Source organism: Paenibacillus mangrovi, from assembly GCF_022898935.1.
Classification (GTDB): domain Bacteria; phylum Bacillota; class Bacilli; order Paenibacillales; family Paenibacillaceae; genus Paenibacillus_AQ; species Paenibacillus_AQ mangrovi.
Genome location: NZ_JALIRP010000006.1, coordinates 171,081 through 197,402, shown reverse-complemented (window position 1 = coordinate 197,402; position 26,322 = coordinate 171,081). Strand labels below are relative to the sequence as shown.

General features: G+C 48.9%; 34 protein-coding genes. 2 read left to right on the top strand and 32 right to left on the bottom strand.

What is annotated here, in order from left to right:
- Positions 1-28: 28 nt before the first annotated feature.
- From MUG84_RS16200 to MUG84_RS16150, 11 genes are all read right to left on the bottom strand, one after another.
- On the bottom strand, positions 29-730 hold the full coding sequence (locus MUG84_RS16200; protein WP_244726491.1) for a YjjG family noncanonical pyrimidine nucleotidase: 702 nt from the start codon (positions 728-730) through the stop codon (positions 29-31).
- 163 nt (positions 731-893) lie between these two features.
- Positions 894-1,793 (bottom strand): sugar phosphate isomerase/epimerase, encoded by a 900-nt coding sequence (locus tag MUG84_RS16195; protein ID WP_244726488.1) that lies wholly within the window; start codon positions 1,791-1,793, stop codon positions 894-896.
- Positions 1,794-1,831: 38 nt separating this feature from the next.
- A complete protein-coding gene (locus MUG84_RS16190) occupies positions 1,832-1,996 on the bottom strand; it encodes a hypothetical protein (protein ID WP_244726486.1) in 165 nt (54 codons plus the stop codon).
- A gap of 14 nt (positions 1,997-2,010) precedes the next feature.
- Positions 2,011-2,547: a hypothetical protein gene (locus MUG84_RS16185; protein ID WP_244726484.1), complete on the bottom strand. Its 537-nt coding sequence runs from the start codon at positions 2,545-2,547 to the stop codon at positions 2,011-2,013.
- Between the two features lie 104 nt (positions 2,548-2,651).
- A complete protein-coding gene (locus MUG84_RS16180; protein WP_244726482.1) occupies positions 2,652-3,404 on the bottom strand; it encodes an enhanced serine sensitivity protein SseB C-terminal domain-containing protein in 753 nt (250 codons plus the stop codon).
- A gap of 100 nt (positions 3,405-3,504) precedes the next feature.
- The gene (locus MUG84_RS16175; protein WP_244726480.1) at positions 3,505-4,392 is read right to left on the bottom strand and encodes a TIGR01777 family oxidoreductase; all 888 of its coding nucleotides are present in this window, start codon (positions 4,390-4,392) and stop codon (positions 3,505-3,507) included.
- 36 nt (positions 4,393-4,428) lie between these two features.
- A complete protein-coding gene (locus MUG84_RS16170; protein WP_244726478.1) occupies positions 4,429-4,866 on the bottom strand; it encodes a hypothetical protein in 438 nt (145 codons plus the stop codon).
- Between the two features lie 54 nt (positions 4,867-4,920).
- Entirely contained in the window at positions 4,921-5,358 is a 438-nt protein-coding gene (locus MUG84_RS16165; RefSeq protein WP_244726475.1) for a VOC family protein, read from the bottom strand.
- Positions 5,359-5,403: 45 nt separating this feature from the next.
- Complete coding sequence (locus tag MUG84_RS16160) at positions 5,404-6,078, bottom strand: HD domain-containing protein (RefSeq protein WP_244726473.1); 675 nt, start codon at positions 6,076-6,078, stop codon at positions 5,404-5,406.
- Between the two features lie 64 nt (positions 6,079-6,142).
- Positions 6,143-6,556 (bottom strand): GNAT family N-acetyltransferase, encoded by a 414-nt coding sequence (locus MUG84_RS16155; RefSeq protein ID WP_244726471.1) that lies wholly within the window; start codon positions 6,554-6,556, stop codon positions 6,143-6,145.
- 314 nt (positions 6,557-6,870) lie between these two features.
- On the bottom strand, positions 6,871-8,379 hold the full coding sequence (locus MUG84_RS16150) for a sulfatase family protein (RefSeq protein WP_244726469.1): 1,509 nt from the start codon (positions 8,377-8,379) through the stop codon (positions 6,871-6,873).
- A gap of 126 nt (positions 8,380-8,505) precedes the next feature.
- On the opposite strand from MUG84_RS16150, the gene MUG84_RS16145 reads away from it, so the two are divergent.
- Positions 8,506-9,375: a helix-turn-helix transcriptional regulator gene (locus tag MUG84_RS16145; protein ID WP_244726467.1), complete on the top strand. Its 870-nt coding sequence runs from the start codon at positions 8,506-8,508 to the stop codon at positions 9,373-9,375.
- A gap of 71 nt (positions 9,376-9,446) precedes the next feature.
- On the opposite strand, the gene MUG84_RS16140 is transcribed toward MUG84_RS16145, so the two are convergent.
- The 6 genes from MUG84_RS16140 to MUG84_RS16115 form a co-directional block, all read right to left on the bottom strand.
- The gene (locus MUG84_RS16140; protein ID WP_244726465.1) at positions 9,447-10,355 is read right to left on the bottom strand and encodes an aminoglycoside phosphotransferase family protein; all 909 of its coding nucleotides are present in this window, start codon (positions 10,353-10,355) and stop codon (positions 9,447-9,449) included.
- 44 nt (positions 10,356-10,399) lie between these two features.
- The gene (locus MUG84_RS16135; RefSeq protein WP_244726462.1) at positions 10,400-10,969 is read right to left on the bottom strand and encodes a GNAT family N-acetyltransferase; all 570 of its coding nucleotides are present in this window, start codon (positions 10,967-10,969) and stop codon (positions 10,400-10,402) included.
- 28 nt (positions 10,970-10,997) lie between these two features.
- The gene (locus MUG84_RS16130) at positions 10,998-11,735 is read right to left on the bottom strand and encodes an SDR family NAD(P)-dependent oxidoreductase (RefSeq protein ID WP_244726460.1); all 738 of its coding nucleotides are present in this window, start codon (positions 11,733-11,735) and stop codon (positions 10,998-11,000) included.
- Positions 11,736-11,786: 51 nt separating this feature from the next.
- Positions 11,787-12,143 (bottom strand): VOC family protein, encoded by a 357-nt coding sequence (locus MUG84_RS16125; protein WP_244726457.1) that lies wholly within the window; start codon positions 12,141-12,143, stop codon positions 11,787-11,789.
- Between the two features lie 76 nt (positions 12,144-12,219).
- Positions 12,220-12,843 carry a hypothetical protein gene (locus MUG84_RS16120; protein ID WP_244726455.1) on the bottom strand — a complete coding sequence of 208 codons (624 nt, stop codon included), beginning with the start codon at positions 12,841-12,843 and terminating at the stop codon, positions 12,220-12,222.
- A 38-nt stretch (positions 12,844-12,881) separates the two neighbouring features.
- Positions 12,882-13,451, bottom strand: coding sequence for a P-loop NTPase family protein (locus tag MUG84_RS16115; RefSeq protein ID WP_244726453.1), 570 nt, complete (start codon positions 13,449-13,451; stop codon positions 12,882-12,884).
- A gap of 83 nt (positions 13,452-13,534) precedes the next feature.
- Between MUG84_RS16115 and MUG84_RS16110 the strand changes: the two genes are divergently transcribed.
- Complete coding sequence (locus tag MUG84_RS16110) at positions 13,535-13,837, top strand: putative quinol monooxygenase (RefSeq protein WP_244726451.1); 303 nt, start codon at positions 13,535-13,537, stop codon at positions 13,835-13,837.
- Positions 13,838-13,944: 107 nt separating this feature from the next.
- Here the strand turns inward: MUG84_RS16110 and MUG84_RS16105 are convergent, their stop codons facing one another.
- The 15 genes from MUG84_RS16105 to MUG84_RS16040 all read right to left on the bottom strand — a co-directional run bounded on the left by MUG84_RS16105 (position 13,945) and on the right by MUG84_RS16040 (position 26,284).
- Positions 13,945-14,760 carry a class I SAM-dependent methyltransferase gene (locus tag MUG84_RS16105; RefSeq protein ID WP_244726449.1) on the bottom strand — a complete coding sequence of 272 codons (816 nt, stop codon included), beginning with the start codon at positions 14,758-14,760 and terminating at the stop codon, positions 13,945-13,947.
- Positions 14,761-14,858: 98 nt separating this feature from the next.
- The gene (locus MUG84_RS16100; RefSeq protein ID WP_244726447.1) at positions 14,859-15,419 is read right to left on the bottom strand and encodes a DEAD/DEAH box helicase family protein; all 561 of its coding nucleotides are present in this window, start codon (positions 15,417-15,419) and stop codon (positions 14,859-14,861) included.
- Positions 15,420-15,435: 16 nt separating this feature from the next.
- Positions 15,436-15,630 carry a hypothetical protein gene (locus MUG84_RS27515; protein ID WP_342346126.1) on the bottom strand — a complete coding sequence of 65 codons (195 nt, stop codon included), beginning with the start codon at positions 15,628-15,630 and terminating at the stop codon, positions 15,436-15,438.
- A gap of 11 nt (positions 15,631-15,641) precedes the next feature.
- Positions 15,642-16,166: a sulfite exporter TauE/SafE family protein gene (locus MUG84_RS16095; protein ID WP_244726445.1), complete on the bottom strand. Its 525-nt coding sequence runs from the start codon at positions 16,164-16,166 to the stop codon at positions 15,642-15,644.
- 33 nt (positions 16,167-16,199) lie between these two features.
- The gene (locus MUG84_RS16090) at positions 16,200-16,946 is read right to left on the bottom strand and encodes a GNAT family N-acetyltransferase (protein WP_244726442.1); all 747 of its coding nucleotides are present in this window, start codon (positions 16,944-16,946) and stop codon (positions 16,200-16,202) included.
- Positions 16,947-17,052: 106 nt separating this feature from the next.
- On the bottom strand, positions 17,053-17,649 hold the full coding sequence (locus tag MUG84_RS16085) for an AAA family ATPase (protein ID WP_244726881.1): 597 nt from the start codon (positions 17,647-17,649) through the stop codon (positions 17,053-17,055).
- On the bottom strand, positions 17,649-18,155 hold the full coding sequence (locus MUG84_RS16080) for a GNAT family N-acetyltransferase (RefSeq protein WP_244726440.1): 507 nt from the start codon (positions 18,153-18,155) through the stop codon (positions 17,649-17,651). Before MUG84_RS16080 ends, MUG84_RS16085 begins: the two co-directional genes overlap by 1 nt.
- Positions 18,156-18,157: 2 nt before the next feature.
- Complete coding sequence (locus MUG84_RS16075; RefSeq protein WP_244726438.1) at positions 18,158-18,994, bottom strand: MBL fold metallo-hydrolase; 837 nt, start codon at positions 18,992-18,994, stop codon at positions 18,158-18,160.
- Between the two features lie 58 nt (positions 18,995-19,052).
- Positions 19,053-19,268, bottom strand: a complete 216-nt coding sequence (locus MUG84_RS16070) for a helix-hairpin-helix domain-containing protein (protein WP_244726436.1) — start codon at positions 19,266-19,268, stop codon at positions 19,053-19,055.
- A gap of 42 nt (positions 19,269-19,310) precedes the next feature.
- Positions 19,311-19,826, bottom strand: a complete 516-nt coding sequence (locus tag MUG84_RS16065; RefSeq protein WP_244726434.1) for a GNAT family N-acetyltransferase — start codon at positions 19,824-19,826, stop codon at positions 19,311-19,313.
- A 36-nt stretch (positions 19,827-19,862) separates the two neighbouring features.
- Positions 19,863-20,330: a DUF4362 domain-containing protein gene (locus MUG84_RS16060; protein WP_244726431.1), complete on the bottom strand. Its 468-nt coding sequence runs from the start codon at positions 20,328-20,330 to the stop codon at positions 19,863-19,865.
- Between the two features lie 343 nt (positions 20,331-20,673).
- Positions 20,674-21,336, bottom strand: a complete 663-nt coding sequence (locus MUG84_RS16055) for a GNAT family N-acetyltransferase (RefSeq protein WP_244726429.1) — start codon at positions 21,334-21,336, stop codon at positions 20,674-20,676.
- 239 nt (positions 21,337-21,575) lie between these two features.
- A complete protein-coding gene (locus tag MUG84_RS16050; protein WP_244726427.1) occupies positions 21,576-22,613 on the bottom strand; it encodes a glycoside hydrolase family 18 protein in 1,038 nt (345 codons plus the stop codon).
- Complete coding sequence (locus MUG84_RS16045) at positions 22,614-25,256, bottom strand: transglutaminase domain-containing protein (RefSeq protein ID WP_244726425.1); 2,643 nt, start codon at positions 25,254-25,256, stop codon at positions 22,614-22,616.
- A 5-nt stretch (positions 25,257-25,261) separates the two neighbouring features.
- Positions 25,262-26,284: a carbohydrate-binding family 9-like protein gene (locus tag MUG84_RS16040; RefSeq protein ID WP_244726423.1), complete on the bottom strand. Its 1,023-nt coding sequence runs from the start codon at positions 26,282-26,284 to the stop codon at positions 25,262-25,264.
- Positions 26,285-26,322: the final 38 nt, after the last annotated feature.

Here is a 26,322-nt window from a genome sequence, read left to right as displayed (position 1 = left end):
GTCATGATCAATGCGCTTTCAAGCCACTTTAAGACCGGCTGCGCTCTAGAATCTCTTTTAGTTCCGCCAGATCATGGATTTCATAGGTCGGAACAATTCCCGTTTCGTTTGGAAGGCGGTTCGGGTTATACCAGCAGGTGTCGATCCCTACATTATTGCCACCCTGAATATCAGAGGTTAGAGAATCGCCGACCATCAGCATTTTTTCCTTCGCTGAGCTTCCAATTTTGGAAAAGGCATGCTCAAAAATACCCGCCTGCGGCTTTTGGTAGCCCGTATCCTCGGAAACGATGACCTGCTCGAAAAAATCCTTCAGCTCCGAGCGGTTAATCCGTCCGAATTGAACCTGCTTAATCCCATTGGTGATAATCGCCATACGGTAGCCGTTTTCCTTCAAATAGAGGCAAAGATCCAGCGCTCCCGCCAAAATAAATGCCTGCTCTGATAATACTCCTATATAACGGTCGCTGATGACTACCGCATCTTCTTCCAGCCCTTGCTCCAGGCAAAATCTCCGGAAACGCTCCACACGAAGGTCCGTCGAATTAATCCGTCCCTGCTCCAGCTCCTGCCACAGTCCTTTATTAATACGGCTATAGCAATCCGTGATTGCGGTATCCTCCGGATCCAGGTTCATGCTGGCGAGTACGCTGGATAATGCGCGGGTTTCGGACATTTTAAAGTCATACAAAGTTTCGTCTGCATCGAGTAAAATCCATTCGTAAGACAATTTATTGGCCTTCCTTCTATTTTAATGTACAAGCTTTCTGCTGCCTTCTATCCTAATAAGTGTAAGTGAAACAACCCCTTTTATCCAGGACGCATGTCTACCAATAGCAAAAAAGCACACGGCCGCCGAAAAATATCTGGAGACGATGCGCTTTTCGTCATGTTCAACTCGTAAGCATGTCCGACACCCAGCGGTAGCACCGCTCCAGATCCTCATCGCTGACCAGATCGGAACGGTGTTCGAACTGAATTTTCACGTCCGGATTCTCTTCTCTGATGATATGAAGATATTCGGCGATTGGCGCCCAGCCCTCACTCGGCAGCTGCTCCGGCAGCACCGGATAACGAAGCTTTACAAAGCCGTCGCCGTACTGTAAGTTCCACAAGTGGATGACTTCCGCATATTTGGCGTATTTCCGCACAAGCCGGACGGACTGGAACGACGGATCTCTTCTCTCCTGCAGGTACAGTCTTCCGGTATCCAGACATAGCCGGATGGAACGGTATTTTTGAAGTAACTCCTCCAAAACACCGGAATCATAAACATATTGGTTCAGCGCATCAAATTCGAGCACAGGCACAAAGCCGTATCGTTCACTTTGCCCCGTCAGCCAATGAAACAACTCTTCCGTCCGCTGCTTAAACTCTTCAAATGAGTATTCACTCTCAAAGACATATTCTCTGCGGTCACTGAAATGCCATGTGCTCCAGTTCACCCGATCATCCAATATAATCGGCTTCGGATAATGAAACAGAATATAGGCCGGATTCAGCTGCAGTTGCGCAATTTCATCCAGTTCCTCTTGGATGAGGCGGTAAGCATCTCGTCTTTCGTCCGGATCCGGAGAGAGAAATAGCGCATCACGGATGACAAGCCCTCTGTCGCGAAGCGGAAAATGAATGCCCACCTGAAAAGAATGCTCCCTCGCAGCCTGTCGCAGCGCCATCATATCTTCATCGGTCTGCAGCAGGCAGGCTTCAATCCCGAAGAAATCCTCCCGGAAATCCCGTTCGAACTTATGCTGATCAAATGCGCCGTATTGTCCAATCAAAAATCTTTTCATGTTCATATTTTCACCCACACATTATTAAAGCCTCTTCTTCAGTATAATTTATTACGAGATTTCTCGGCGAGATAAATATCCAGCGCTTTGATTGCTCTTACGGCGAAACGGATGAACAGAATCATGCAGGCAATACCCAATCCCCCAAAACCGATAAATACAATTAACGGAAACAGCGCGACAACCCCGGTAGCAACGGACATTTGTAACTCCTCCTTTATTCCATACTAGAGTACTCTTCCGTTACCGAAAGAGGAATGTTTTCCATATGTAGTTTGCTAAGATTATCTTTCCATTTTATTTCCACATAAGAGTTACCTAAGTCCTGCGATGTTTCTTCAAGTTCCCAATCCGATGGCGCACCTTGAATAGATCCTAAATGCTTAACATTCTCTAAAATAGCTACCGGCCCGTTCACCGAAGATTCGGTATGGCTTAGCACAGGACGCGGTTTTCCAGCTTGCTTCTCATAAAACGTATAACTGAAATAGGTTGATTTTTCGATATTTTGTGGATCTCCGAGATAGGTTAGGCTCCCGTTTCCGCGATAGATGGAAGAAGCGGTTCTAATCATCTTATAATCATTCACCTGCCAATTTTGGCCCATCCCGTTCAACGTAAAGGCTTCCCATGCTTTTCCGCTTTCGAGTAACTTATCGTTACTGTGGCTGCTCTGGATCAGCAGTCCGAGAGTTACACCATTAGTCACCAATAAAACTGCGACGAGTACAATGCACCATTTTCTAGAAGTCATTACCTACTCCTTAAGTCCGTTTTACTTGAATACAAAAAACCCGGCAATTTACTCAGCCAGGTTTGTCTGAACGCGGATGTGAAAACTTGTGGCCGCAGCAATCTTTAGAAAGTTTCTTTTAAATAAAAAGGTTTGCAGTTGCTCTCAAAATAACCCTCCAGCCCGGAACTTCCGTTCAGCTCAATGAACTCGACAGGCGGGAATTGTACTGCTATGTTCTCAGCGACCTTGCCGGCTTCTGCGATGATGTTATCTCCTTTGCCAATATAGCTGACAGCAATCAGGGTACGCGGAGCTCTGTCGGTGCGCGGGTTAAACACCTGAGCGTTATAAGCGCAAATCACGTTTTTCAACCGTTCAAACACGACGCTGAGTTCATTCAGAAGCTCTGTTGGCGGCTCCTCAGGCGGACCGATCATGGTTTGGGTGTTCTTTTCCACCACGTAGGCTTCCTGAGCGTTAAACACCGAACCGTCTAGTATGGATTCGATTTCTCGCGCGCTGAATTCTTTGCCAAAAGGAGATCCCGGATTAAGCAGCAGATCCGCCCCTTTGGTCAGCTGGAAAAAATGCACCGCATTGATCGACAGGTATTGAACCGGCTCTTTGATAAAGTCCTGCATACGGGCGCGCGAAGAGAAAATGGGAAGGTATCTCTTCCCGTTCATTTCAACGCTTATGAGCTGTACAGATTGTCCTGCACTCAGCTCTGTTTGTTCTTGCATAGGACTTGTCCCGCCTTGAATTGCGTAAATCTCCGAATTCCGGAGTTCGTTATAAAAATCAGGTCTGGCAGAGGGCTCGTTCATGGCTTTAGCCAGTTTCTCTTCCAGCGTATTTGCAGCTTCAACAGACATCGTTGTGATGCTCCCTTCAGGAAAGTATCGGATATAGGACCAATATAAGTAGTGTACCTTGCTTTGGCGATTTACTAAAGCCCTAATCTCACAATATATATCAGGATATGATATCGCAGAGCGCTTTCCGGAGTGTCGGATATTTAAAACGGTACCCCGCCTGTTCCAATCTCTCAGGAATAACCCAGCGGCTTTTGAGAATAAGTTCGGTCTCGGTTTGGATGACTCTTGCCCCTAATTCAAGCATCCATGCCGGAGACGGCAGCCCAAAAGGCATCTTCATAACCTCTCGAAGCTGCTGCATCAGCTCCCGGTTGTCCACCGGATTGGGAGACGATACATTAAACACGCCACTCAGCTCGGGGTGATCTCTCAGAAAAAGAATGATGCCCAAAATGTCGTCCAGATGAATCCAGCTGAACTTTTGGCTTCCCGGCCCTTGTATGCCGCCGAGACCAAACCGGACCAGATTCCGATAAGGTATCATCACACCACCGCCGCGGCCCAGCACGATCGCAATTCTTAAAGCAATTTGCCGGGTATGTGGAAGAGAGAACGAAAAGAAGGATCGTTCCCACGCCTTGGCCACTTCCACCGAAAAGCCGGAGCCAATCTCGCCATGTGCTTCCGTCATCGGACGATCCTCGGCATGCCGGTAGATGGTCGCTGTGCTCGAGTTGATCCAAAGTCCAGGTGGATGCTCACAGGCCAAAGCAGCTTGGCCAAGAATATCGGTCGTTTCCGTTCTGGAGTTCATAATTTCGGCTTTGTTCTTCGCATGATACCGGCAGTTTACGGATTTGCCCGCCAGATTGATCAGCATCTCCGCATGCTCCAGCGACTCACGAATCCCGTCCGTATCATCCCAAGCGATATGGCCTGCCTTTCTGGAAATGATGAGCACCTCATACTCAAGCCGTTTGAATTGTTCCTCTAAATAGGTTCCGATAAAACCCGTTCCACCTGCAATGACAACTTTTCGTTTCATTCTTATTCACTCCTTTCTCCTGGCATCGAGGTAGAATTAGGACGTTCTGCGGTGAAGGCGGTGGTATATCACGAAAACAACAAGCACCAATACTGCCGCAATCACCATGCAAATCCATATATAACTGCTGTTCGCTGATTCAGCTACCGTATACGGTCCTTTAAATACAGCTTTTATATACAATCCATCTTCGGCTTGAACGGCAATCTCCTGAGCAGGGCTGGTGCCGATGATGGCATAATAGACGGTTCCCTTCGGATGGTAATTCGAGAAGTTCCCCCGATATGTCCCTTCGCGGTCGGAGGAGAGGGTTACTTTTCCAATCGAATCCCCAATTAGATCCGGACTCACCTGCTCCAGCGTCGCTTCGTAAATACCTTTGTTATAAACCACAAATGGATAAGCCCAGCTCGCCATGACTTCCGCGTGAACGAGCATGAAGAAAACAAAAAAGAGTATCGATATCTTTTTCATATCCTCCTCCATCCCGGACTGCTTCCAGTCTCGATCCCAAATTGGGAGTTCCTATCACTTGAAGTTCTCCTTGATCTCATCCTGCGAGTCCCACTTCGACCAGGCCGCCTCTAGCAGATTCCCCTCGGGATCCCTGAAATAAAAATATTTGGCTTCGCCGTCGCCAAGCGTACAGAGCTCTTCCACTTCGATGCCCGCACACTTCAGCTTATTGTATGTATACTCGATGTCCGCACAGTTTAGAGCCATGATGGGAAAAGGCTTGCCGTTCCTCGAAATTTCCAGAGTCTGCCGGTCACGGGTTTCGATCAGGAGGAGGGCAATGGAGTTCAGGTGCGGATGATGAAGCACGCCGATCTGCGAGCCGCGGTCTTCAAATTTGTCCATCAGCTTAAAATCCAGATGCTCGGTGTACCAAGTAATAGATTCTTCGATCCGACATGTCGGCACATAGACATAACCGATACGCAAAAAAGAAAAGGGTTGAGTCATAACATAGCCTCCTAAAGTTATTTTCCTCGGAATAAAAACTACATTTCATTCAGCTTGAGCATCTTGATCCTCCCGAACCTTCCATTCACTGTAAAACTGCTGCAAATACAGCTCCATAAAAGCATGCCGCTGCTCAGCCAGCTCTCTAGCGTACGGGGTATTCATCAAATCTTTCAGCTTCAGTAGCTTCTCATAAAAATGATAGATGGCCGTTTTATTGCTGGACCGATAATCCTCCTGAGCAAGCACCTCGTGGCTCAGTCCCGGATCGTGAATGATGCGGCCCTTTGCTCCCGAGTATACGAAGGTTCTGGCAATACCGATCGCGCCAAGCGCGTCCAAGCGGTCCGCGTCCTGAACGACCTGACCTTCAAGGGTTTTCATTGGCGGGTTTTGGCCGCCGTTAAAGGACATGGTCGATATAATATCCATCACCTGTTCAATTAGGCCCCTATCTGACGTATGCTCCTGCAGCCAGCTGTGAACCTTATCCAGGCCGGCTTCTTTGCTCTCGTTCAGCTTTTCATCGGCCACATCATGCAGAAGCGCCGCCAGCTCGCACACAATCGCATCCGCATGTTCCTTCTCGGCGATGTCGAGGGCCGTATTCCGGACCCGCTCGATATGCCACCAGTCATGACCGCTCGCCTCACCGGATAGCTCCTCCTTTACAAATCGTTCTGCCAGCTTAATCATTTCCACTTGTTCTATCTCTCCCATGATGTCCTCTTTTTCTCCCGCTGCGCGAGTCGTATTCAATACTTAATTGCTGCCTTAAGAATCCTTATATCCGCTTTCTGAAAAACACTTCGCCTATGCCTCCTTCATTGATGCCTGAGATGATTCCGGTTTCTTCGAATCCGACATGCCTGTGCCAGCTTTGAGGTTCTGCTTCATTCGCCTGAGAAGAACTGTATAGGTACAGGTGCCCCCGATTCTTCAAGTGCTCCTCCGTAAATGCGATTAGTTCTTTGCCGATCCCCTGCCTGCGGCTTTGCTCCGAAACAAGAATAAGTCCGATATATGGCACAGTGGACCAGATATACTCCAGACGCAAATAACCGATGATTTGGCCGTTAGCTTCAGCCAGTATGACTTCCTGCCTTGTCAGCTTCCACTCTAAAAAATCCGGTTCAAAATGCGTATCCCAGCTGCACACGGCGGGAAGGTCCACGGGTTCTCCGAATCGTATCTGCACACTCAGCCCTCCATTTAAATCTATGATTCCTCGTAAAAGACAACGAGACCCGGTCAAGATCATAAATATCTCAAGCCGGGTCCTTAGAGTTGTCCGTTCAGGTTTGTTTCTATAATTATACAACAGGAGCACCTTTAGGAAAAAGCCCTTGGCCAATAAGAAAAAACGTCTATCGACGTACTTTCACAGATGACAGACCGCGTTTAGATGTAGTTTTTCTTGCGATTATAGAATTGTTCAGCTTTGCTGAAAACTTAAATTCTATAATCTTAAGAAAAAAAACCACCTCCCTTAACGGCAGGCGGCTTGCTATCTTACGCACCCCAAATTCGCGGCATTGGCATCGGTTCTTTGCCGAGCTCTGCCCAGGCATATTTCAGAAGCAGCTCGCTTTTAAGCTTTCCGTAAGCCGGATCATCCCATAGATTATGGAGCTCTTCGGGATCATTTTCAAGATCAAAAATCTCTCCGTAAATTTGGCGGTAATAGATTGTAATTTTGTGACGTTCATCAATATACGTTTTCTGGTGAATGGTCGTTGGCTCATGCCGGAACTCGCAGATCGCGTGATCGCGCGCCTGTTCCAGGGTTCCTGTCCATACTTCGCTCTGATCCACCCCTGTCATGATCGCCGGAATCGGAATGCCGGTTAATGAGAGGAAGGTCGGGGCCAGATCCACCAAAGATTGAATAGCAGCAGACGTTCTGCCGGCAGGCACATGTCCCGGATACCGCACAAGGAAAGGCAGCTTGATCAGATCCTCGTAATGGAAACCGCCTTTGTACTGAAGCCCGTGCTGTCCGAAAAAGTGACCGTGATCCGTTGTAAACACCACGACCGTGTTATCGGAGAGTCCAAGCTCATCGAGCTTATCCAGGATTTTGCCTATATATTTGTCCATCAAGCTGATCATGCCGTAATAAGTGCCTACAAGCTGTTTGCATTCGTCTTCGGGTAACAGGTGGGAATGATAGCCGTGAATCCCGATTCCCGTCTCCCTCAGATGGTTGAAATCCGGCTCCTTCTCCTGCGTCATACCAAAATGCGGTGGATTGGTCTCATGCTCACCGGACACCACACTCGGAATCGTCAGTTTTTCCGGATCATACATTCGGTCCCAAGGCTCAGGCACCAAGTAATCGGGATGCGGATCGAAGAAGCTCGACCATAAAAAGAACGGTTCTTCCTCCTGCTGATACTGTTCCAGCATCGCATTCGTCCGCTCCGCAATCCATGCATCATAATGAATTTCTTCTGGGATCGGCCACGTGTGCGTAATCGCCGGGTCCATTGTACCTGTAGGTGCAAGAAAATAATCCCTCCAGTTGTCATAACCCTTCTCTTCCATCCAGAGGACGTAATGCTGCCCCACATGTGCTTCATTGGTGTGGTTGCGGGCAAGCTCCACATGATCGAAGCCATAAAACGGCCCATGAAACGACTTCCAGAATTCGAGATCCTGAATAAGAGGATACGATTCAAGCGACGGATATTCCTCCGTTCTCCGCAGGGGCTGGAAATGCGCCTTGCCGATCAGAGATGTCCGATAGCCTGCCTCCGCCAAATCCTCCCCGACGGTCCGGCGGTCCTCAAGCAGCTTGGTGCCGAGACTCCAGGCTCCATGCTGGCTCGGGTACATGCCGGTGATCATCGAGGCCCGTGATGGCGTACAGGTCGGATTCGGGCAATAAGCGCGAGTAAAGGCTGTTCCTTCCCTAACCAGACGATCCAGATTGGGTGTATGTACTTCGCTTCCTAGGGCACCGATCGTGTTCCAGTGCTGCTGATCGCTGGTGATGAGCAGAATGTTTGGACGTTTCAATACGGACTCTCCCTTCCATTTGCTGAATATGCTAGATTTTCTTCCTTTTATGTATTGAAGTTTATCTTGTTCTCAAAATGAAAGGAATGCCATAATGTATTTAACAAAATGTTAGGTGGGATAACATTGAAGGAATATGCGGAAGAGTTGGCGGACCTGTGGCATCATATGCCTTCCGGATATGAGCGCACAGGCGGATTCTGGTTTGTGAGGGCGGGACGCAATATCGCGAGTCCCCATTACCATGTCGGTCCAAAGCAAATTGAGAGCTATGGACTTCATTTTGTTTTGAGCGGGGAACTGGTGCTCCGCTATGGAAACAACGAAGTGAAACTGGGAGCTAATGATATGTTCTGCCTGTTTCCCCATCTGACGTACGAATATTGGATTCAATCCACAGATTCTCTCCAGATGATATGGCTGACGATGGAGGGGCCGCAAATGCGGGAGCTGATGCAAAGGATCGGACTCATTGCGAAGCAGCCCTTTCGGTATGGGGCCATAACCCCCGAATGCCGGGAGCGATTGCGGATGATGGAAGAAGTCATATGGCATGATCCATTATACCGGCTGTCCGTCATGAAGCTGATGTCTGCGGCCTATCATTTGTTTGAGGAACTCGAACACGAACCTGCGGCGGGTACTCTTGGCGCAGCACCCTCTGAAGAGCATTGGGTGGACGAAGCTTTGCGCTTTTTTCAGCTGCATTATACCGAAACGCTCCGAGTGGAAACGGTCGCAGGGATGTTCGGGCTTCATCGCTCTCATTTCTCGCATGTTTTTGCGCAAAAGGTTGGCGTCTCCCCCCAGCAGTATGTGCAGCGGCTCCGCCTGACTCGGGCTGGTGAACTGCTCATGGATGTGTCCCTGCAAATTGGTGAAATTGCATCGTCAGTGGGATATCCGGACCTCTATACTTTTTCGAGGGCGTTCAAGCGTTATCATGGGTGCTCTCCCAGTGATTATCGGCGTCTGTCTGAGAAAGAATTAAACTGAACCATACACTGCTGAATTCAATTGAACTTTCCTGGTTTGCAACATTCAAGTGCGCAAAGTAATTTCGAGCTTCATGAGCAAGATTCAATAAAATCGAGATAAATTTGGCATTCAGCCTGAGACTGTAAAATATCTCGCGGATCATCGTTATTCTCATACATACAACAAAGAATTAGCACTAAATCGATGAATGCGCCATATGTAATTATTCGAGGAGATTCCTTAAATATTCCACTAAACTTATTAGCCATAGTTGCTAGAGAATGAGATTTTTCATTTTCTGGGACCCGTCCTACCTGATTGACGATGAATCGAGCACTCTCCAGACACGGTGTACCAATGACACCTTTAGGATCGATTGCCTTCCAATGACCACTTCTGTCTTGAAGTATGTTTTCATGGTGCAAATCGCCGTGCAGCAGCTTCGGAATTCGTCCGAGTGACTGCATTTCTTGAAAGAACTTTTCAGCTAACTCCATATAACGAATCATTGACTCATTCACTGTTCTTTCCCGGCGGATACGATTAAAATCATTCTCTATCCATTGGTGGTATGTAGGAAACTCAACTTCAGTATCGGAAAATACGCTCAAATGTAACATAAGGTTAGCGGCTATGTTAATTCGTTCCTCTTCAGAAGAAATCGTTGTTAGATCATTTCCTGGCATAACACGTTCCAAGAGAAGTGCACCTAGAGGCTCATCTGCAACGTAGCAATGACAAATAGCCAGCTCGTTAAATCGAGACATCGCTTTGATCTCAGAGGTGATATCCATACCAATTTTCAATACGACATCCCCAAAGAATCTGCTGGTTCCATACAGTACTGCGTTTGTGTAATTGTCTAACAAAACAAGTTCGCTAAGACCCCATTTACCGCTACACCTATCGATAATGTCTGGCAAACGTGCTAGCCAATCTTCACCGACCTCACCATATATCTGTTTGACCTTAATGTAAAACTCATTAGGTATGTTCATTCTCTCCCCCTTCATCGATTTCTTCCGGTAGTTCTTGCATAAAGTTAAGCTTTGTAAAGCTTGTAATGGTTGTAGGTCTTACCTTCTATCTCAATTAGATCCACGTATTCAAAACCGCTTTTCCGAATTACCTTGTTGGAGGCAATATTGTGGGTTAATGCTATCGCGTTCAGCATCATTACATCCGTATGAGAAAACAAGTACTTTGCCAGTGACTGCACAGCCTGGGTCGTGTAGCCTTTTTTCGTGTGCTGATTGGAAATAGCGTACATAATCTCACGGTTCGGTTTCGGCATCTCTTCCTTCATCAGGGTGTTGCACCAGCCAATAAATTCCCCGCTCTCCTTCAAAATGATTCCCAACCGAAGCGGAATACCGCCCACCTTTCCATCCTTCGCGGCAGCTTGCAGAAAACGCTGGTTATCTACGGTTTCATAATGGGTGATCCACTCCACTCTCTGTGCGAGTGGCACGTCCCAATCCGGCAAAAATTCCTTGATCTCGGGCTGACGGGTTAATGCACACAACGCTTCTACATCGTCAACCAGGTATTCACGCAGGATGATGTCCTTGCACTCGATCGTGAAAATATGATTCTCTGCACTATGATTCATCTTTTTAATGCCTCTTTCGTTTAAATTATTACTCGTTTTCTAAGTAAGTCAGCACTCTTCCGGATTCCAGTCTGGCGTCTATGATCCGTGCCAGATGTTCTGCGAGCTCATCGGGTTTTTTCAGCTGTCCCGCTTGATACGCCTGCTCAAAGTATACGGACAAGGCAAAATCCTCAGCATTCTTGTTCCTAGCAATCGCCTGCATCGGCGTATCCACCATTCCGGGATCCACTGCAATCACCTCCACGCGATCCGAAAGCTCAGTTCCGGCACATCGGGTGAACATGTTCAGGCCTGCTTTGGCAGTAGAATAAACACTCATGGCCGGATTGGCAGCAGAGCCTGAGCCTGATGTAATCTGGACAACCTTTTTCCGGATTTCCCACCCTCTGGTGTCGCGGATAAACACGGATGTCAGTATCATCGGGGCAATCAGGCTGATCTGGATATTCGCGGTCACTTCCTCAGGCAGCATGTCTTCCACAAGCTTTAAAGGCTCAAGCATCGCCGCGTTGTTCACTAGGCATATCATCTCATATTCATCCGGATCGATCTGCTGCAGAATGGAGCACAACATCCTATCGATATGAGCGGTCTGCATCAGATCAAAGCGGGTATGGATATAACCGGGTCGCTGAGCCAGTGTTTCGGCTGCTTCGCTTCTCGAAATACCGTATACAGTATCTCCTCGATCGAGCATGGTTCGGCTGAGGGCCTCGCCCATCCCTTTTGATGTTCCCGTGATGATAAAACAACGCTTTGGCATAGTGAATCCCTCCCAAGTATCAGCTGTAGACATACTACTGCTCCTTCTCCATCAGCATTTGCAGATCATGAGCATGTTTCCGTCAGGGTCTTTAAAATTAAACCATTGATTATATTGAATTTCCGTAACAAGCTCGACGTTTCTCTCCTTCATATACACATAAGATTTCTCAATGTCATCCGTAAGCAGCTGTACGGCAGGAATGCGAAACACATGGTCTGGTGCATAAATCCGGCTGTCCAGAATGATGCCCGCAGATCCCTTCATTGGGAGAATGAACAGATGGCCATGCAGTATTTCTCCATCCGCAGGGACGCCCAAAATATCGCAATACCAATCCCGCGCCGCTTCAATGCTGCTTACTGGTATGAATACCGTCTGAATTTGGTTCTGTATGGGGCTGCTCATAACATGTTCGCTCCTTTTATCTTGATTTTTCCTTTTCGAGTGCATGATTGGGTTCGCCAATCTCATGGCTGCTGTATTACCTGTAGACTGCCTCGCTTACTATGTACTGCATCGTTTCTGTGTCCAACAGAACAGTACGCGTATCATTTTTGCGTATAAAAACCTCCCTCCCATCCGGGTCAATACAGTAGGCAATAGGAATCGAAACTGCGGAATCACGGTATGATCCGTCGGCATGGCTGGTTCCGATGATGAGCGCATGATGCTGCTTTGCGATATTTTTGGCAACCGTAATCCATTCCTCAAATTGCTCCTCGCTGAACATTCCCACACCGATGGGATGCGCGATCATATCCACAGGTTCTGCCTGCTCTTTAAGCCCCTGCAGTACCAGTTCATCGCATAACAAATGCGCGATCCGTTGTCCGTTCACCTCTGCTGCGCCGCCAGCCTCATATTTGGCCCGGTTCAGTAGAAGATCTCCCGAAGCATCGATGACGACGGACCAATCCTTGGGATTCTTGTAGCCCGAGATGATTGCGGTATGGTGCATACGAGCCAGCTTGCGCGCCTGTTCCAAATTCGCATTGATGTATCCCTCAGGAAAAATGACCACATCCGCCTCCGGGTAAGCTGTTAATGTCAGCTCCAGTTGGTTCAGCTCCGATTCCAGTTTGGGCTGTCCGATCACGATTTTCATTTTCTTATTCCCGCCTTCTCTTTTATGTTATCTCTTTTTCATCCGCCGTACCCCGCGCCTTGTATGTACTCCAAAATCTCCTTGTTTGATTTCACGATGATTCTTCTGCCTTCATAAGGCTGCGTAAGCTCCAAAATTTCGTTCATGTTCTTCTGGTCGAAGCCTTTGTTCCACACAAACGTCATCACTAGCAAATTTTTGAAAGACTGCTTGTAGTTGGCCCGTTCCAGTCCAAGTCTCGCCCGGACGAACCTCCGCAAGATCCGGAAGTCCCGAATGAATTTATTCGGCGAGATGATGAAAATAACATCGGCGTGCTCAAAGCTCTCTTTTCCCCATTTATGGTGTACGCCTTCAATGATCCAAGCCTCGGTACGGACCGCTTCCCTTAAAAGCCTATCTCTTGTCTCAATCGGAAATTTGCGTTGTTCTAGACCACGTTCCCACACAAAATTATCGGTTTCGTAGTGAGGGATTCCCAGCCGGCGGGAGCACTCGCGCGCAATATATGATTTTCCACTGCCGCAAGCGCCAATAATACGGATTCTAATGGGTATCTCCCCCTTCCGGTGCAGCATGGTTTCGAAAAAAAATAACTTTAATTCCAATTTTAATCTATCTTGGTTGTAATCGTATACGGTTTCATAGAAAATAGAGATTAAATACGGGCGACAAAAGGAGAGTACAGAGCATGGACAAATATGCGGCATACGTGAAATTTACGGCAAAAGCCGGAGAGCGGGACAAGCTTACAAACATTCTGATGGAGGCAGCAAATGCGGCTCAGACCGTAAAAGAATGCGAGCTCTATTTGATCAACCTGTCGGAAAAGGAACCCGACGCCGTTTGGGTGACTGAAGTGTGGAGCAGCGCTGATGCGCATAAAGCATCACTGGATCAGCCTGAAACCCGGGATTCCATTGCGCGGGCCATGCCGCTGATAGCCGGTGTAGAAGCGATACCTCTGAATCTTTTAGGCGGCAAAGGACTGTAAGAAATCCTACGAAGAAAGCAAACACGCCCACCAAACCCAGTCGAACATTAAAAAAGAGAGCTCTTCCGGCTCTCTTCATTTTTTAAAAGTTATGACGTTCATTCGCTCTACTTTTTCCTGCCGATATAAAGCAAATGCGATGCAGAGCCCAACATATACGGATTCTCGGAATTTTTCAGAACCATGTCCATGATCTGCCGGAATGCCTCATCGCCTTGCTGCTCCCAGTAATCCCACTGCTCCGGCTGCATTGCGCCCGCAATACTGCTCGATCCGACCAATTTGACCGTTTCGAATCCATGCGACTCCATAAACGGGTTGATCTCATCAATGTTAAAATAGTACGCCCCTGTGAATCTTCCTTCATCCGCATGGTCAAACGTTCCCGTCCGCAGGAAATCTGTAATACCCTGAACCGTATGGTTCGGCTTCCACATCTCAGGATGCATGAGCGACGTCGTCAAGAACCGGGTTCTAGACATCATCGCCACAAATACAAGCCCGCCCGGCTTCGTCACCCGATGCAGCTCCTGAACAGCTTGTACACGGCCCTCTTCAGTCTGCAGATGATACAGCGGTCCCAGCATCAGGGCGGCATCATAGCGGTCATCCGGAAACAGGCTCAAGTCTCTGGCATCTGCCGCGTAAAACCCGTCGAACTGATCTTCAATCTGATATTCTTCGGCTTTTATCTTCGCTATATCAACCGACTTCGGTGTTAAATCTGTCAGCGTCATCCGATAGCCCAGCTTGGCAAGCTCAATTGAATATTTTCCCGGCCCGGCGCCGTTATCCAAAATATGTCCCTGCGGCGGAAGCAGGCTTTGAATATGATGCATATTAATGATGAATTCAATAGGCTCCCGGTCGAGCCGTCCCCATTCGTCGAAGGCATTGTAGTATGTAATGACTTTGTTGTTCATATGTACCCACTCCTTCGTAGAAACTTATTTCACCCGTGCCACGACTCTCGCAATGGAGGAATCCGCCTGCTTCTTGTTCTCCTCTTCCGACTATCGGTTCACAGCCCAAATTTATCCTTAATCATCTGAGCGACGTCCTCCGGACTCAGACGGGTGTTGTTAATTCTCAAATAATGGGAATTCTTGATTTCCCCCTCCATGGAATTAAGCCGGTGGTTCTCCATCGTCTTCCTCAGATTTCTTTCGGAGAATTCCAGATTTCTTTTGGTCGGTTTGTGGCTTAGTCGGTGCGGGCTCTTGTTGCGTTCCAGCCGCTCGTCCATATCTGCTTCCAGTTCCACATAATACACCGTGCCGCCCTGGGATTCGAAAATACGGCTGATTTCCTCCACATAATCCCAATCACTCTGCAGATCAAACGCCCACACAAACGTGAAGATGAGTCCGGCCAGATCGCTTTTGGCCACTTCCTCAAAAATCTCCTGCCGAAATAAATGGACCAGACGATTGCCAGCAGGTGAGCCGTAGCTAAAAAACGGAGTAACCAGCTCGATGGTCATATGGTTGTGAAACAGCTTTAAATCCGTGATTTTCTCAAGCTCCTGCCCTACCGTCATTTTCCCGACAGCCTGGGGACCAAAAAGGATGATGAATTTCATGCGTACACCTCTTTTTCTAAAATGTGCTGATCACCGTCCACGTACCGGACAGGATAATCACCCACAGCGCCAACCTTCTGAACCACTGATCGTTCAGCTTCCTGATCGCTTTAATGCCAATAAATACGCCGACTAACATGCTGGGAATGAGCCATAAGGAATAAGTAAATACCTGCTTGGTCAGTATGCCGCTGTAAGCAAAGGTACAGATCGTAATGACATTTAAAATGATGGCATACGCCGTAATATTGGCCCGAAAGGTTTCCTTGCCTGTTGTTGATTTGATAGAAAAAGAGCCACTGGCGGTCCGCTCATCGATATGCTTCCGTTCAGCAGCCCACTGATGATGCCCACCGGCACAAAGGCAAGTTTCTCGTTTTTAACTGGAAAAGACTTTCCAAGTAGCAAGAGAACAGCGATCAGGATAATGAACACTCCCGTAAACAATTTCAGAAGCCGCTCATCCAGCAGAAGAAGAAGATAGGTTCCAATTGGTGCGGCCAGTAAGCTAGACAGGATGAGAATCCAGATTTTCTTCAAATCTACGTGGCGCCTCGCATCTACGATCACTATAAGATTGGTGCATAGACCCAAAATAACGACAGCGGGAACCGCCTGCTGAAGCGGAATGACCCTTGCCAGAAAAGGCATGGCAATCAGGGCAAATCCGAAGCTCGTCAGCCCCTGAATAAAACCGGCCCCTACCACAACGAAAATACATATGACTAGAAACGCAGTTGATTCCATAAAGTCCTCTTTTCCGGTGTCTGAAATATCGCCTTACAGCAAGGCTTTGCTTCGGTACCAATAGGAATAGATTTGACGGTAGCCCAGCTTCTCGTACAGCCAATTGGCAGGCAGATTATCCTGAAGTACCTGAAGATAGCTGTGCGCCGCCCCGTTTTCTTTTGCCCATTTCAATATGTTCAGGATCAGCTGTTCTCCGTATCCCCAGTTCCGGTGATCCTCCGACGTAATAATATCAAACAACCCGACGAACTTGTCCTCGATCACCCCGAGACCGCAAGCTACCGGAACAGACTCCTGATACAAGGTAAAATATCCCGTTTGCAGCACCGTTTGTGACAGCATTTTCTGCATGGCCGCTTTGTTCCGTGCGGATAGCCCATGGTTCATTGAAGCGAAGGTGTCCGTCCACTCAGGCGTTAACGACGGCGAACATTCAATATCCGTCAGCTTCGGTTCCGCCGCAGCAGCCAGATCCTCCAAGATCATGACAGAAGATGGATCGCAAAGCTTATAGCCACAGGCTTCCAGCGTACGATCCAGCGATCCAGGCACGAATGGCGTTACCTTGAAGACGGCGTTCAGACCGGCTCGGTGGTACAAGGCCTCACACCGGGAAATTTTCTGCTCCAGATGATCTTCCCCTGCATTGAAGAGGGCATTCACGGAATTGGATCGTTTGGTATAACCGTCCGCAAAACGCAGCAGCCATCCGTCATGAACGAGCGTCTGCAATGCAGGCCAGGCATTCAAAGCATACTCCTCGATTTGTTGATGCAAAGCTACCACCCACTCTTATATAAAATGATTGGTATTAATAGTACTTACTAATATATATCAGCTGAGCCATACAGCAGCCATGTCCTGTGCCGATACAATAGAATCCTTATTGAAAAAAACGAATATGCCTGATCTGCGTCATAATTTTGTCGTATTGTTTGCGCAGTTTCCCGTGTTGGTCGGGCATGAGTGTGATGTCTAACACCGCCGCAATGGCCTCCACCACATCAGAAATCGTCATCGCATCCGTCTGCAGATGCCGTTCAAACACGGGAAGGGAGAGCCCATCAATGCATCTGTCGATTTGCTGCGCCGCCCATGAGCGATCATTTTCGCCGCGACTCCGCAGTCTTTTCAGAAGAGTCTCTCTCGTAGCGCACAGCGCAAAATGGTGAATAACAACCCCGTCCCGTCTCAGCCTGCCAACGATATCGTCAAAATATTGCGGATCTACGATCGTCATCGGAATGATCAGGGTTCCGTCATATTCGTCATGAATGTACTTGATCATGCTGTAATTCGTTTCGCGCCACACCTTATGATCCTGAAAATCGCTTTTGGCCATACTGGCGGGGATATTTTTGCGGATAAAATAACCGGCATTCTCCGGATCATAAATATAGGAATGCGGTATCCGCCGCTGAAGCTCATGCGCCGTTTGCGTTTTTCCCGCTCCAAATGCGCCGTTCACCCAGATGATCATCATTCAACACCTGACTGCCGCACATCGGTAACCATCGTTATGGACGTGCCTGCCATGCCCACTTTTTCAAATCCAAAGCGCTGATACAGCTTCACCGCGGCCGTGTTGTTTGGATCTACGCTTAGCGAAACCCGGGCAATCCCGTTCTTGTGCAGCTCTTCAAACAATGCCTGCATCAGTGCCGTTCCAATCCCCTGTCCCCGATGCGTCTGCGATAGAGCCATGCCCAACTCTGGTACGTCAGCCCCGACATATCCATATCCTTGGTTGTCTTCCTGAAAAAATCGCGTTGTAATGGTGCCCAGAGGCTCTCCCTCATCCGTCACGGCGATTAGTCCGATATCTCCCGCCCGGCCCCAATTCTCGGCATACTTGGCGATCGAAGGGTCCCGTAGAATATCCCTGTTGAACGGCTCCTGGCCTTCGGGTACATACATCGATTCATAGAGCATCTCCCACATAAAAGGAACATCCTGCTCCGTAATCAGACGGATGGTATAATTCATCATCATTCCTCCTCTGCCGTTTCTCCCAGAAGCTCATGCCTCATAATCCTCACGTTATCCTTATGGCACTCCATCGTCGTTTCGGATAGAAAACCATGCTCAAGCTTCAGCTGCTCCAAAACCTGCTCGTCACCGGCAAGAACCGCCTGCTTCAATCGCTTCAAATGGTCCAGCGCCACGCCCACTCTCCGGTCCATCTCAGCGCGGCTTTTGGTATGCTGACCATGACCAGGAACGAGAAGCCGTACCGGATGACCATGCAAAATCTGCTTAGCCTTACGAATCGTCTCCTCGTACGCCTGAGCGCTGTAATAAATAAAAGGAAGCTCGAAGTCTGATAAATAATCACCAGCGACAAAAACACCTTCCGCATCAATCACCGTGAACAAGCCGTCTTCCGTATGACCCGGAGCCAGGTAAAAGGTCAACGTGGTGGAACCGATCGTAATCTGCTGGCCGTCCGCACCGATGACGATATCCAGCTCCGGAAATTCCACTGGATAGTCGCGTGACACATAATAGGTGGCGTCAAAATCCCGAATCAACTTCAGCTTATGGTCTTTTTTCGGATAATTCGCAAGTCCGGCGCTCCCGATAGTTTTTGCCCCCGGAAAGGCTTTGTACCCGATGATATGGTCGTAGTCCGCGTGCGTAAACAACAAATAACACGGTTTATCCCCTTGTACTGCATCCACGTGGGCCTTGATCTCCTGAATCTCGCCTGGGAGCCAATTAGGGTCCACGACGAGGATGAAATCATCCAGCTGAATGACGGTCGAAGTGGTCTGAAACAAAACGCTTTGAAATACCGTGACCTTGCCGTTTGAAAATTGAATCATGATGTCACCTTCTTCTTTCTCCTTAATATCGTTCATTTATATTCCCGGTCTTTCAATCTCATTTCTCTGCAAAAGAAAGCCCCTTCTCCTCCAGCACCTGCCGGATGATTTTCAGTGCGTTCGGTCCGATTCCGTGCAGCTGCTTCAGCTCGTCCTCACTGACCTTGGCAATGTGCTCCAGGTTCACGAGTCCAGCTCCGATCAGAGCGCGCTGCGCTGGTTTCGCCAATCCCGCAGGCAGTTCATGTTCGGGGGGAGTCTGTTTTTGTACCATTCAGATGCATGCCTCCTTCTATAAAGATATGCTAGATTCGCTCTACAGCTTTTTGATCAAATAAAGGATCAGATCATCATCGACCATAACGGGCTGGCCTGGGATAACCTTCTGATTTTTGTAGGTCATCCCTTGTCCATCCAAAATATATCCGCGTGATGTATACATCCGCTGAGCGTTCCCGTAGTCCTCGTAAAGTCCAACGCCCAGGCCTATATGCGAATAGGTTTGGGCAGCAATGCTTTCGAATTCATCAAATAATCTGCTCGCGATATGATTGCGGCGAAATTTCGGGAACACGTTCAGGTCATTGATCTCCGGAATGTTATGCTCAAGAAAATATGGATACTTGGAACGGTGCAGTAGATGGCAGCATCCCGCCAAAATATCCCCATAAAAGGCCATCAATGTGATCCGGCTTCCTTCCCGATTCTCCCTCAGACATCTCTCGTAATAATCTCCCTGCCTGTACCACTCAAAATGGCTTGAAAATGCCTTATCCAGCATCACGGCTTCCGACGGATCGGACAGCTGTTTCAACATGATGTTCTTATCCATTTCAGCACCTCGCTTCATTTTTACGGAAATTTCTGCCTACTTCTTATCTTCCAAAAATAATAGAAAATACTCCTTACTCTCCGCATCGCTGTATCCAATGTCATCTGTGCAGTCTTTCAGATCATATTCCACGCCTGAAGCATCGCCACTCATCTCGTCGCGTTTGATGATCTGCTTGCATACGGTAGATTTTTTGCCCCTGTCCTGTCCGCCGAATTGATCCTTTGAGTTATCTCTAGTAAATTGAATGTCTTGGCCGTTACTGTTTAGATCCAGATAAACGGGGTCGCCTTCATCTGTAAAATGAACGATCCGGACCTTGGAAGGGACTTTATTTTGAAAATCAGCATAAAACTGCTCCAGCTTCTCTATGTTCGCTTGTTGACCTGGCCCTGCACCTGCTACAACGTAGCCGTCTTTTTCCGCGTCTTTATACGTGTACGTACTGCCGCAGCCGGATAAAAACAGAAGTGCCGCCAGTAATCCCACTGCTGTTTTTATCAAAATCTCTCACGCCCCCCCTAAGAGTGCTCTATTGAAAGGAGTCCATATCGTATTATAACAATACATATATTGGAAAATGATTATTCAAAGTGTACCACAGGTTATACATGTTGAGAACTAACCGATCATAAGCGTCACATATTGCTGCTATTTAATTTGTGCCAAAATACTATGAAAGATCATAATCTTAAGAGAATTCACAAGTTTGGGCCTATCGAAGGAAGGATTCAAAGATTTAATATCTCGTGGATAGAGGGGTTCGAAGGGGTTCGGATGCAAGCAACAGGGATCCTGCCAACCATCTGATCTGGGGCTAATTAAATGAGAATGTGTTTTCAAACTTCTATCCCGTACTGATGCTTAGATCCATGCCATATTGGTGCAAGCCCAGTTTCCGCGCTACGGCCTGTGAGCTCAGGTTATCCCATGAAGTGCTGTACAGCGGGATAAGTCCCTGTCTGCTGACTTGCCTGCACCAGGATTGAACCACCAGCGGGGCAAGCCCCTGTCCCCTGAAGGCCTCTACGGTTTTCAAGCTAGCTTCGGCAGCCCTGCCGGATATACGCGCGCTGCAGCATATGGAGACCACTTCCCCATCCGCAACATAACCTGCAGCAGGTAAATGCTCGGACAGCTCTTCATGCAGGATGCTGAAGTTTTTCTTCAACAGATGCCGATTGGATTCGCCGATCAAGAGGATGTTTGGCTCTGCTACAGGAGGGACATCATCCCATCGGAAAACATAAGCCGGGCCCATCCAGATGTCCGTCACCTTTTTATAGGATTCAATCACCCGGCAGAGTTGAACTACATCCAGGGACGCTTCCGTACAGCTCAAGATCTCCTCTATCAACTTTTGAGGCAGATCCCGCCTGAAGCGAATGACCAGCCCTTCTTTCGTTTTTCCGATAAAAACGGCTGGAGGCTGCATATCCAAAGGTTCATTAATGGCAGCGATCCGCTCCCGGTCATCCAGTACATATAACGTTTCCACTTGGATTTTCATGAGTTCATAATCTGAAAGAGTTATGGTTGTCACGCCCTCTATTAAAATTTAAAATATGAAATCTGCAATACTGCCATATCATTCACTTGGACAACGCGTATGTAAAAAGAAGGCCGAAGACTCCGCATGCTTCCATAAGGAATGATGATACAGGCTCACACCTCATTCATCGCACTGCCAGTCTTCAGCCTTCTTGGCCTCAGTTTGCTTCTCTGATTCTATTCTTCGTATCTTACAATCTATAATCTAAGCCCGCGGTACATCGCGTCAAGCAATTGATGTGTTTCGTCGCAGCTGTATTCCCAGAACATGATTCCGGCTAAGCCACTATTCTTGACATACTCGCATTTATGCCCGATCGATTCTTCATCATCATAGGAAATCAGGCTGGACCCATTAAACAGATACGGCGCGCAGGCCTCTGAATCCCAATATCGAACATAGCCATTTTTGTTAATGTAGTCTGCTGAAAGCGTCGTATAATTCGGTCCGTATCCGCCAGTGGTGCCGGCCATTTGGTGAAGCCCCTGATTCCGGTCCGGCACCTGATTCCACACGCGGGAGTAAAAGGCCGCTCCGATGACGATTTTTTCCTTTGGTACGCCGGCACGGATGAATATGTTCACGGATGCATCCGTGCTGATGCGGAACAAATCCCCTGTCGGTGTATACAAGTTCGTATGATGTCCGGTCAGAACCTGAAATCCGCCGCGCATGTCATAGGTCATCAGCTGGACAAAATCCAGATGCTTTTGCGCCTGATCCATTTCGGTGCCGTCCACATAATATTGGTCTGCCCCCGCTGCGATGGTCAGTAGGTAATGGCGTCCATCCTGCTCCCCTTTACGGTCCAAAGCTTCCCGAATGGTCTTAAGCAGGAGCGTGAAATTCGTTTTGTCATCCGGACTGGACGCAATTTCAGCCTCACCGTAGCTCGGATACTCCCAATCGAGATCGATTCCGTCAAACGGATGCTCTGCCAGCACGCGGACCGCCGACTCCGCCATGCTGCGTCTTCCCTCTTCCGTGGCAGCAGCTTCCGAGAAGCCGCCTGCGCTCCAGCCGCCTACGGACAGCAAGATGCACAGCTCCGGATGCTCGCGCTTGATGTCATGGAGATGCCCCAAATTTTGGAGATGATCCGTCGAGATTTGATGACTCCGTACATGGCCGAAGGCCACATTTAGATGGGTCAGTTTCATTAGATCTTCCCGCGTAATATGGGGAAGCTTGGCGTCGCCGGCATAACCCGCGACAATGTAGTTCGTCTTTGTCATTTATCCTTCACTCCGATCCGTAGTTTGCTTCCATACACCGGACAATACCTGCAAAGCTTCCTTCCCGGTTCCGATTTTGTATCCCGAGGCTGTATAGCGGATTTGATCCTGACCATCCAGCACGAAAAGATGCGGGAAGCCTGCCTCATGAGCTGGCGAATTCGCAATCAAGTCCGGTAATCCTGCATATGTGGTATCCCGGACAAAAATAGTACGCGGCGGCAGCTTCGGATAATTGGCCGGATCAAACGATGCCGTCCACTGCGCGTCGCCGATGATGAGAACAACCGGAGCCCCTAGCTCCGCAAACGGCTCGGCCAGCTCGCCGATTTCGCGGAAAAGATGCTTCGTTGGTTCCCGCTCCGGCTCGATCCAGGCTGCAATCGTGCCATTTACGCCCAGTAAATCTCCTAGGCTCACGCTTGTTCCATCCAGCGCCGTCATCGTGATTGTTCTGTCCACGGTTCCCAGAACAGGTATCTCCTGCTCAGCCGATCTGTACGTCAGCACCACATCGGCTTGTTCTCCGGCACGTACCTCGAAATAAGTGAATCTTGCTCTCACCGTGCCATCCTTTAGTCGCACACCCGATGTTAATCGATAGGAGCCAGGTTCCACTTCGAACTGCTCGTCATACACGTCTTTTTTGCCATCCGGATATAACAGCGTCTTATAAATCCCATTCTCGAGACGCGCAAATGTAAAATTCTCAGCATAAGAAGCGGCAGGCGTTTCCGGTGCGGCTTCGGTATCCTGCAGCAGGCGGAGTGAACCCCATTCTTTCGCTTCCTCAACCTTCGGCGAAGTTCGCAGGAATACCGCATCCACCCAACTACTGCCGCTGGCCATATATTGCGGCTTCAGCTCGCTTGGATGAAGCCGGGCCGGAATGCCCAAACTGCGGCAGATAGCTACGAAGAGAATATCCAGCGAGACACGGTCCCCTCTCATCAGCTTGTACGTACCGACCGGATTCCCTTTCCCCTTCAGGTTCGGAAGGTCTTCCCATATGCCGTAACCTTCATCCAGTTTAAGCGCAAGCTCTGACGGATTGGCTCTGAATGCTTCAGCTTCAGACTCCGTGAACGCCTCTTGGAAAAACTGCTTGTAAGGCACGATCATCTCGTACAACACACGTGGACAAAGCACGTACTGCACGAAGATGTCCTCCGGAAAATCCCGTCGCTGAGACAAAGAACCAATCAGATGATCATCCAGCGTTTCGTGGAACGTGTCCACCAGATCTTTCTCATTCAAGCTCTCCAGCAGCCGCAACGGCCACTCCCCATACTCGCCCGAACGCTCCCGCAGGAAGGCGGCAATTTCGCAGCTGTTTCCGCGTGCTTTACGTAACACGTCCCATACCCGCTCTGCCGGAAGACTGGTTTCTCCGGCAAGCTCTGCAGCCTCCGCTTCAGTTAGGAACGTATCTTCATATCCCGTCCGGATTTTCGTGCCTTCTTCAATTCGTTTGTTATGTTTTTGAATCTTGTCTTCAGAAAGCGGCTCGGTGGCATCGCCCTCGCGTTCCGGAGGAGGCACCATGTCCAAATCCATCGTTCCGACCGGCTGCTGCGTTTGGTCAAGGACGATCTCATAATAATCCTTGTCCGTTACCGTAATCTTCAGTACTCCCCATTTGCCGGCATGGACAACGCGAATGAGCAAATCGCCTAGCCCCGTCTTAAACGACGCTTCTCCCTGTGCGTTCGTTGGAATCACAGCAATGGGGTAGAATTCCGCCATATTGTACAGCTCGAAATAAACATCGGCACCACTGACCGGATTCCCCTGCTCATCCTTCGCAAGCACGGTAATCGTCCGCGTCGGCGCATAGTTTTCCAGCAAATTGATTTCCGTGAACCATTCATCGGCAAGCGTAATGTCTTCCGGTCCTGGATAATCCGCATAAATCCGCGTGTTGATCAGCATTGCCCGGCGTGCAGGCGGACTGAACCAGCCCTGGTTCAGACGGGCTTCAGGCTCGCAAGCGCCAATGTAATACCAGGTGCCATCGGCCCATGCCTCCACCCAGGCGTGGTTATCATCGCAGTGTGCCCAGCGCGGCGTATAGACCTGGCGGGCAGGAATGCCGATACTGCGCAAGGCAGCTACGGCAAGGGTAGACTCTTCACCGCAGCGTCCGCGCGCATTCCGGATCATGGTCAGCGGCGAGATCGTTCTCAGATCGCTGCCGATGTAGGTTGCCTTCTCATGACACCAGTAGTTCGTCTCCAGAATCGCATCGGCCATGGATAATGACTTCGTGCGGTCTGCCAATGCTTCATACAACATACCGCGGGAATCCTCGATATTTTCTGTATTAACCCGGTAAGGAAGCACAAAATGCAGGAACAAATGGTCCGGCACCCGTTCACCCCAAGGCATTTGCTTACGGATTTCAAGCGTCTGCCGTACATGACTGAGGAATAAGGCCCCATCGTAATCAGCCATATCATTGACCGGCATATAGGCGAACAGGTATTTAAGAGCCCAGGTCTCCTCTTCGGTCAGCTCTTCTTGAAAAACACCAAACAGCTCATGTGCTCTAGCCTGTGCCAACTGTCGTTTCTCATGGAACTTGCAGTCGATTTGCTCCATGGTTTTTGGATCCAATGAAAATACAGAGGTCTGCATGGTCATTCCATTCACTCCTTCCATAGCTTTCCGTCTTCGCGGATACAGTACACTGCGGTCCCGTCCGATGAAGAAGCCGTAATCTGGAACAGACTCCGAGTCGTTTCGATCTCCGGTACAATGCTCCATGAATCATCGCCCATCAGGAGCTTCGCCTCTTCGGTGAATTTCCCTTCTGCTTCGTAATAATTGCGCTCGCGGTAGTAAAGCTTCCGCAGCTCCCACTTGATGCGTTCATCCTGCGGCAGCTCGAACGTATTCGGACCTTCGCCGTCTGCGAATACGACATAACCCCACAGCTCCGGATAATGCATATTGATAATGCCCATCGGTGACCATACCCAGTTGTCTTCTGGAAAAGGCTTACCGGTTTCCGGATTCAATAGCTTACGGTATTCCCCGTCCTGTACCTCGGTTTGCCATTCAACACGGGAGAAATTCACGCGCCAAAATTCACCTTTCATCGGCGGGCGGGTTTCTACCGCGCATTCTCTCAAGCTCTTCCATGGAATCGCCACTTCCACGCTCCATTTCCGGTTCGCGGCTTCCGGACGGTTAAGCTCGCCGTCGATATGTACCGCCGTCTTTAGCCCGCTGATGTCCCAGCCGTTTACCGGCGGGCCGCCGTCACGGTAGGGCTTCACCAAGAGCAGATCCCACACCGTATTCAGCGCGTTGATCTCGAACTCGTAATACTGATGGGTATCCCCATCCGGATCAATGAAGATCTCAAAATCATTATCGTAAAAGATGACCGAGTCCCGCTCCGTAAGCGTCGCCCAAATCTGGTCCTCAATAAGCTCCGCCCCAAAGTAGAAATATTCGTTGTCCCACAACATTTTGACGCGTGTCTGCTTGGCAGGTCTTGGGCGCAGGTCGCCTTCAATATCCACGAAATCATCCGTCCAATCCGCAGTCTGCCAGAACGGCTTATCGAGCTGCCCGTCTAACACAAGGGGCTCTGCTGCGCGCCGGCATATGTAATGCTTGGGAGCATATTCGATCTTAGGCTCAGGTACTCCGCTTCGGTTCATGTCGTTCCCTCCGGATATCTTTGAATTTTGGGGTTCCC

Bases quoted from the DNA above. Each gene is read 5' to 3' on its own strand.
- MUG84_RS16195 (WP_244726488.1), bottom strand. From the start codon at position 1,793: ATGAAAAGATTTTTGATTGGACAATACGGCGCATTTGATCAGCATAAG.
- MUG84_RS16190 (WP_244726486.1), bottom strand. From the start codon at position 1,996: ATGTCCGTTGCTACCGGGGTTGTCGCGCTGTTTCCGTTAATTGTATTT.
- MUG84_RS16185 (WP_244726484.1), bottom strand. From the start codon at position 2,547: ATGACTTCTAGAAAATGGTGCATTGTACTCGTCGCAGTTTTATTGGTG.
- MUG84_RS16180 (WP_244726482.1), bottom strand. From the start codon at position 3,404: ATGTCTGTTGAAGCTGCAAATACGCTGGAAGAGAAACTGGCTAAAGCC.
- MUG84_RS16175 (WP_244726480.1), bottom strand. From the start codon at position 4,392: ATGAAACGAAAAGTTGTCATTGCAGGTGGAACGGGTTTTATCGGAACC.
- MUG84_RS16170 (WP_244726478.1), bottom strand. From the start codon at position 4,866: ATGAAAAAGATATCGATACTCTTTTTTGTTTTCTTCATGCTCGTTCAC.
- MUG84_RS16165 (WP_244726475.1), bottom strand. From the start codon at position 5,358: ATGACTCAACCCTTTTCTTTTTTGCGTATCGGTTATGTCTATGTGCCG.
- MUG84_RS16160 (WP_244726473.1), bottom strand. From the start codon at position 6,078: ATGGGAGAGATAGAACAAGTGGAAATGATTAAGCTGGCAGAACGATTT.
- MUG84_RS16140 (WP_244726465.1), bottom strand. From the start codon at position 10,355: ATGAACATACCTAATGAGTTTTACATTAAGGTCAAACAGATATATGGT.
- MUG84_RS16135 (WP_244726462.1), bottom strand. From the start codon at position 10,969: ATGAATCATAGTGCAGAGAATCATATTTTCACGATCGAGTGCAAGGAC.
- MUG84_RS16130 (WP_244726460.1), bottom strand. From the start codon at position 11,735: ATGCCAAAGCGTTGTTTTATCATCACGGGAACATCAAAAGGGATGGGC.
- MUG84_RS16125 (WP_244726457.1), bottom strand. From the start codon at position 12,143: ATGAGCAGCCCCATACAGAACCAAATTCAGACGGTATTCATACCAGTA.
- MUG84_RS16120 (WP_244726455.1), bottom strand. From the start codon at position 12,843: ATGAAAATCGTGATCGGACAGCCCAAACTGGAATCGGAGCTGAACCAA.
- MUG84_RS16110 (WP_244726451.1), top strand. From the start codon at position 13,535: ATGGACAAATATGCGGCATACGTGAAATTTACGGCAAAAGCCGGAGAG.
- MUG84_RS16105 (WP_244726449.1), bottom strand. From the start codon at position 14,760: ATGAACAACAAAGTCATTACATACTACAATGCCTTCGACGAATGGGGA.
- MUG84_RS16100 (WP_244726447.1), bottom strand. From the start codon at position 15,419: ATGAAATTCATCATCCTTTTTGGTCCCCAGGCTGTCGGGAAAATGACG.
- MUG84_RS16095 (WP_244726445.1), bottom strand. From the start codon at position 16,166: ATGGAATCAACTGCGTTTCTAGTCATATGTATTTTCGTTGTGGTAGGG.
- MUG84_RS16085 (WP_244726881.1), bottom strand. From the start codon at position 17,649: ATGATCATCTGGGTGAACGGCGCATTTGGAGCGGGAAAAACGCAAACG.
- MUG84_RS16080 (WP_244726440.1), bottom strand. From the start codon at position 18,155: ATGAATTATACCATCCGTCTGATTACGGAGCAGGATGTTCCTTTTATG.
- MUG84_RS16075 (WP_244726438.1), bottom strand. From the start codon at position 18,994: ATGATTCAATTTTCAAACGGCAAGGTCACGGTATTTCAAAGCGTTTTG.
- MUG84_RS16070 (WP_244726436.1), bottom strand. From the start codon at position 19,268: ATGGTACAAAAACAGACTCCCCCCGAACATGAACTGCCTGCGGGATTG.
- MUG84_RS16065 (WP_244726434.1), bottom strand. From the start codon at position 19,826: ATGGATAAGAACATCATGTTGAAACAGCTGTCCGATCCGTCGGAAGCC.
- MUG84_RS16055 (WP_244726429.1), bottom strand. From the start codon at position 21,336: ATGAAAATCCAAGTGGAAACGTTATATGTACTGGATGACCGGGAGCGG.
- MUG84_RS16050 (WP_244726427.1), bottom strand. From the start codon at position 22,613: ATGACAAAGACGAACTACATTGTCGCGGGTTATGCCGGCGACGCCAAG.
- MUG84_RS16045 (WP_244726425.1), bottom strand. From the start codon at position 25,256: ATGACCATGCAGACCTCTGTATTTTCATTGGATCCAAAAACCATGGAG.
- MUG84_RS16040 (WP_244726423.1), bottom strand. From the start codon at position 26,284: ATGAACCGAAGCGGAGTACCTGAGCCTAAGATCGAATATGCTCCCAAG.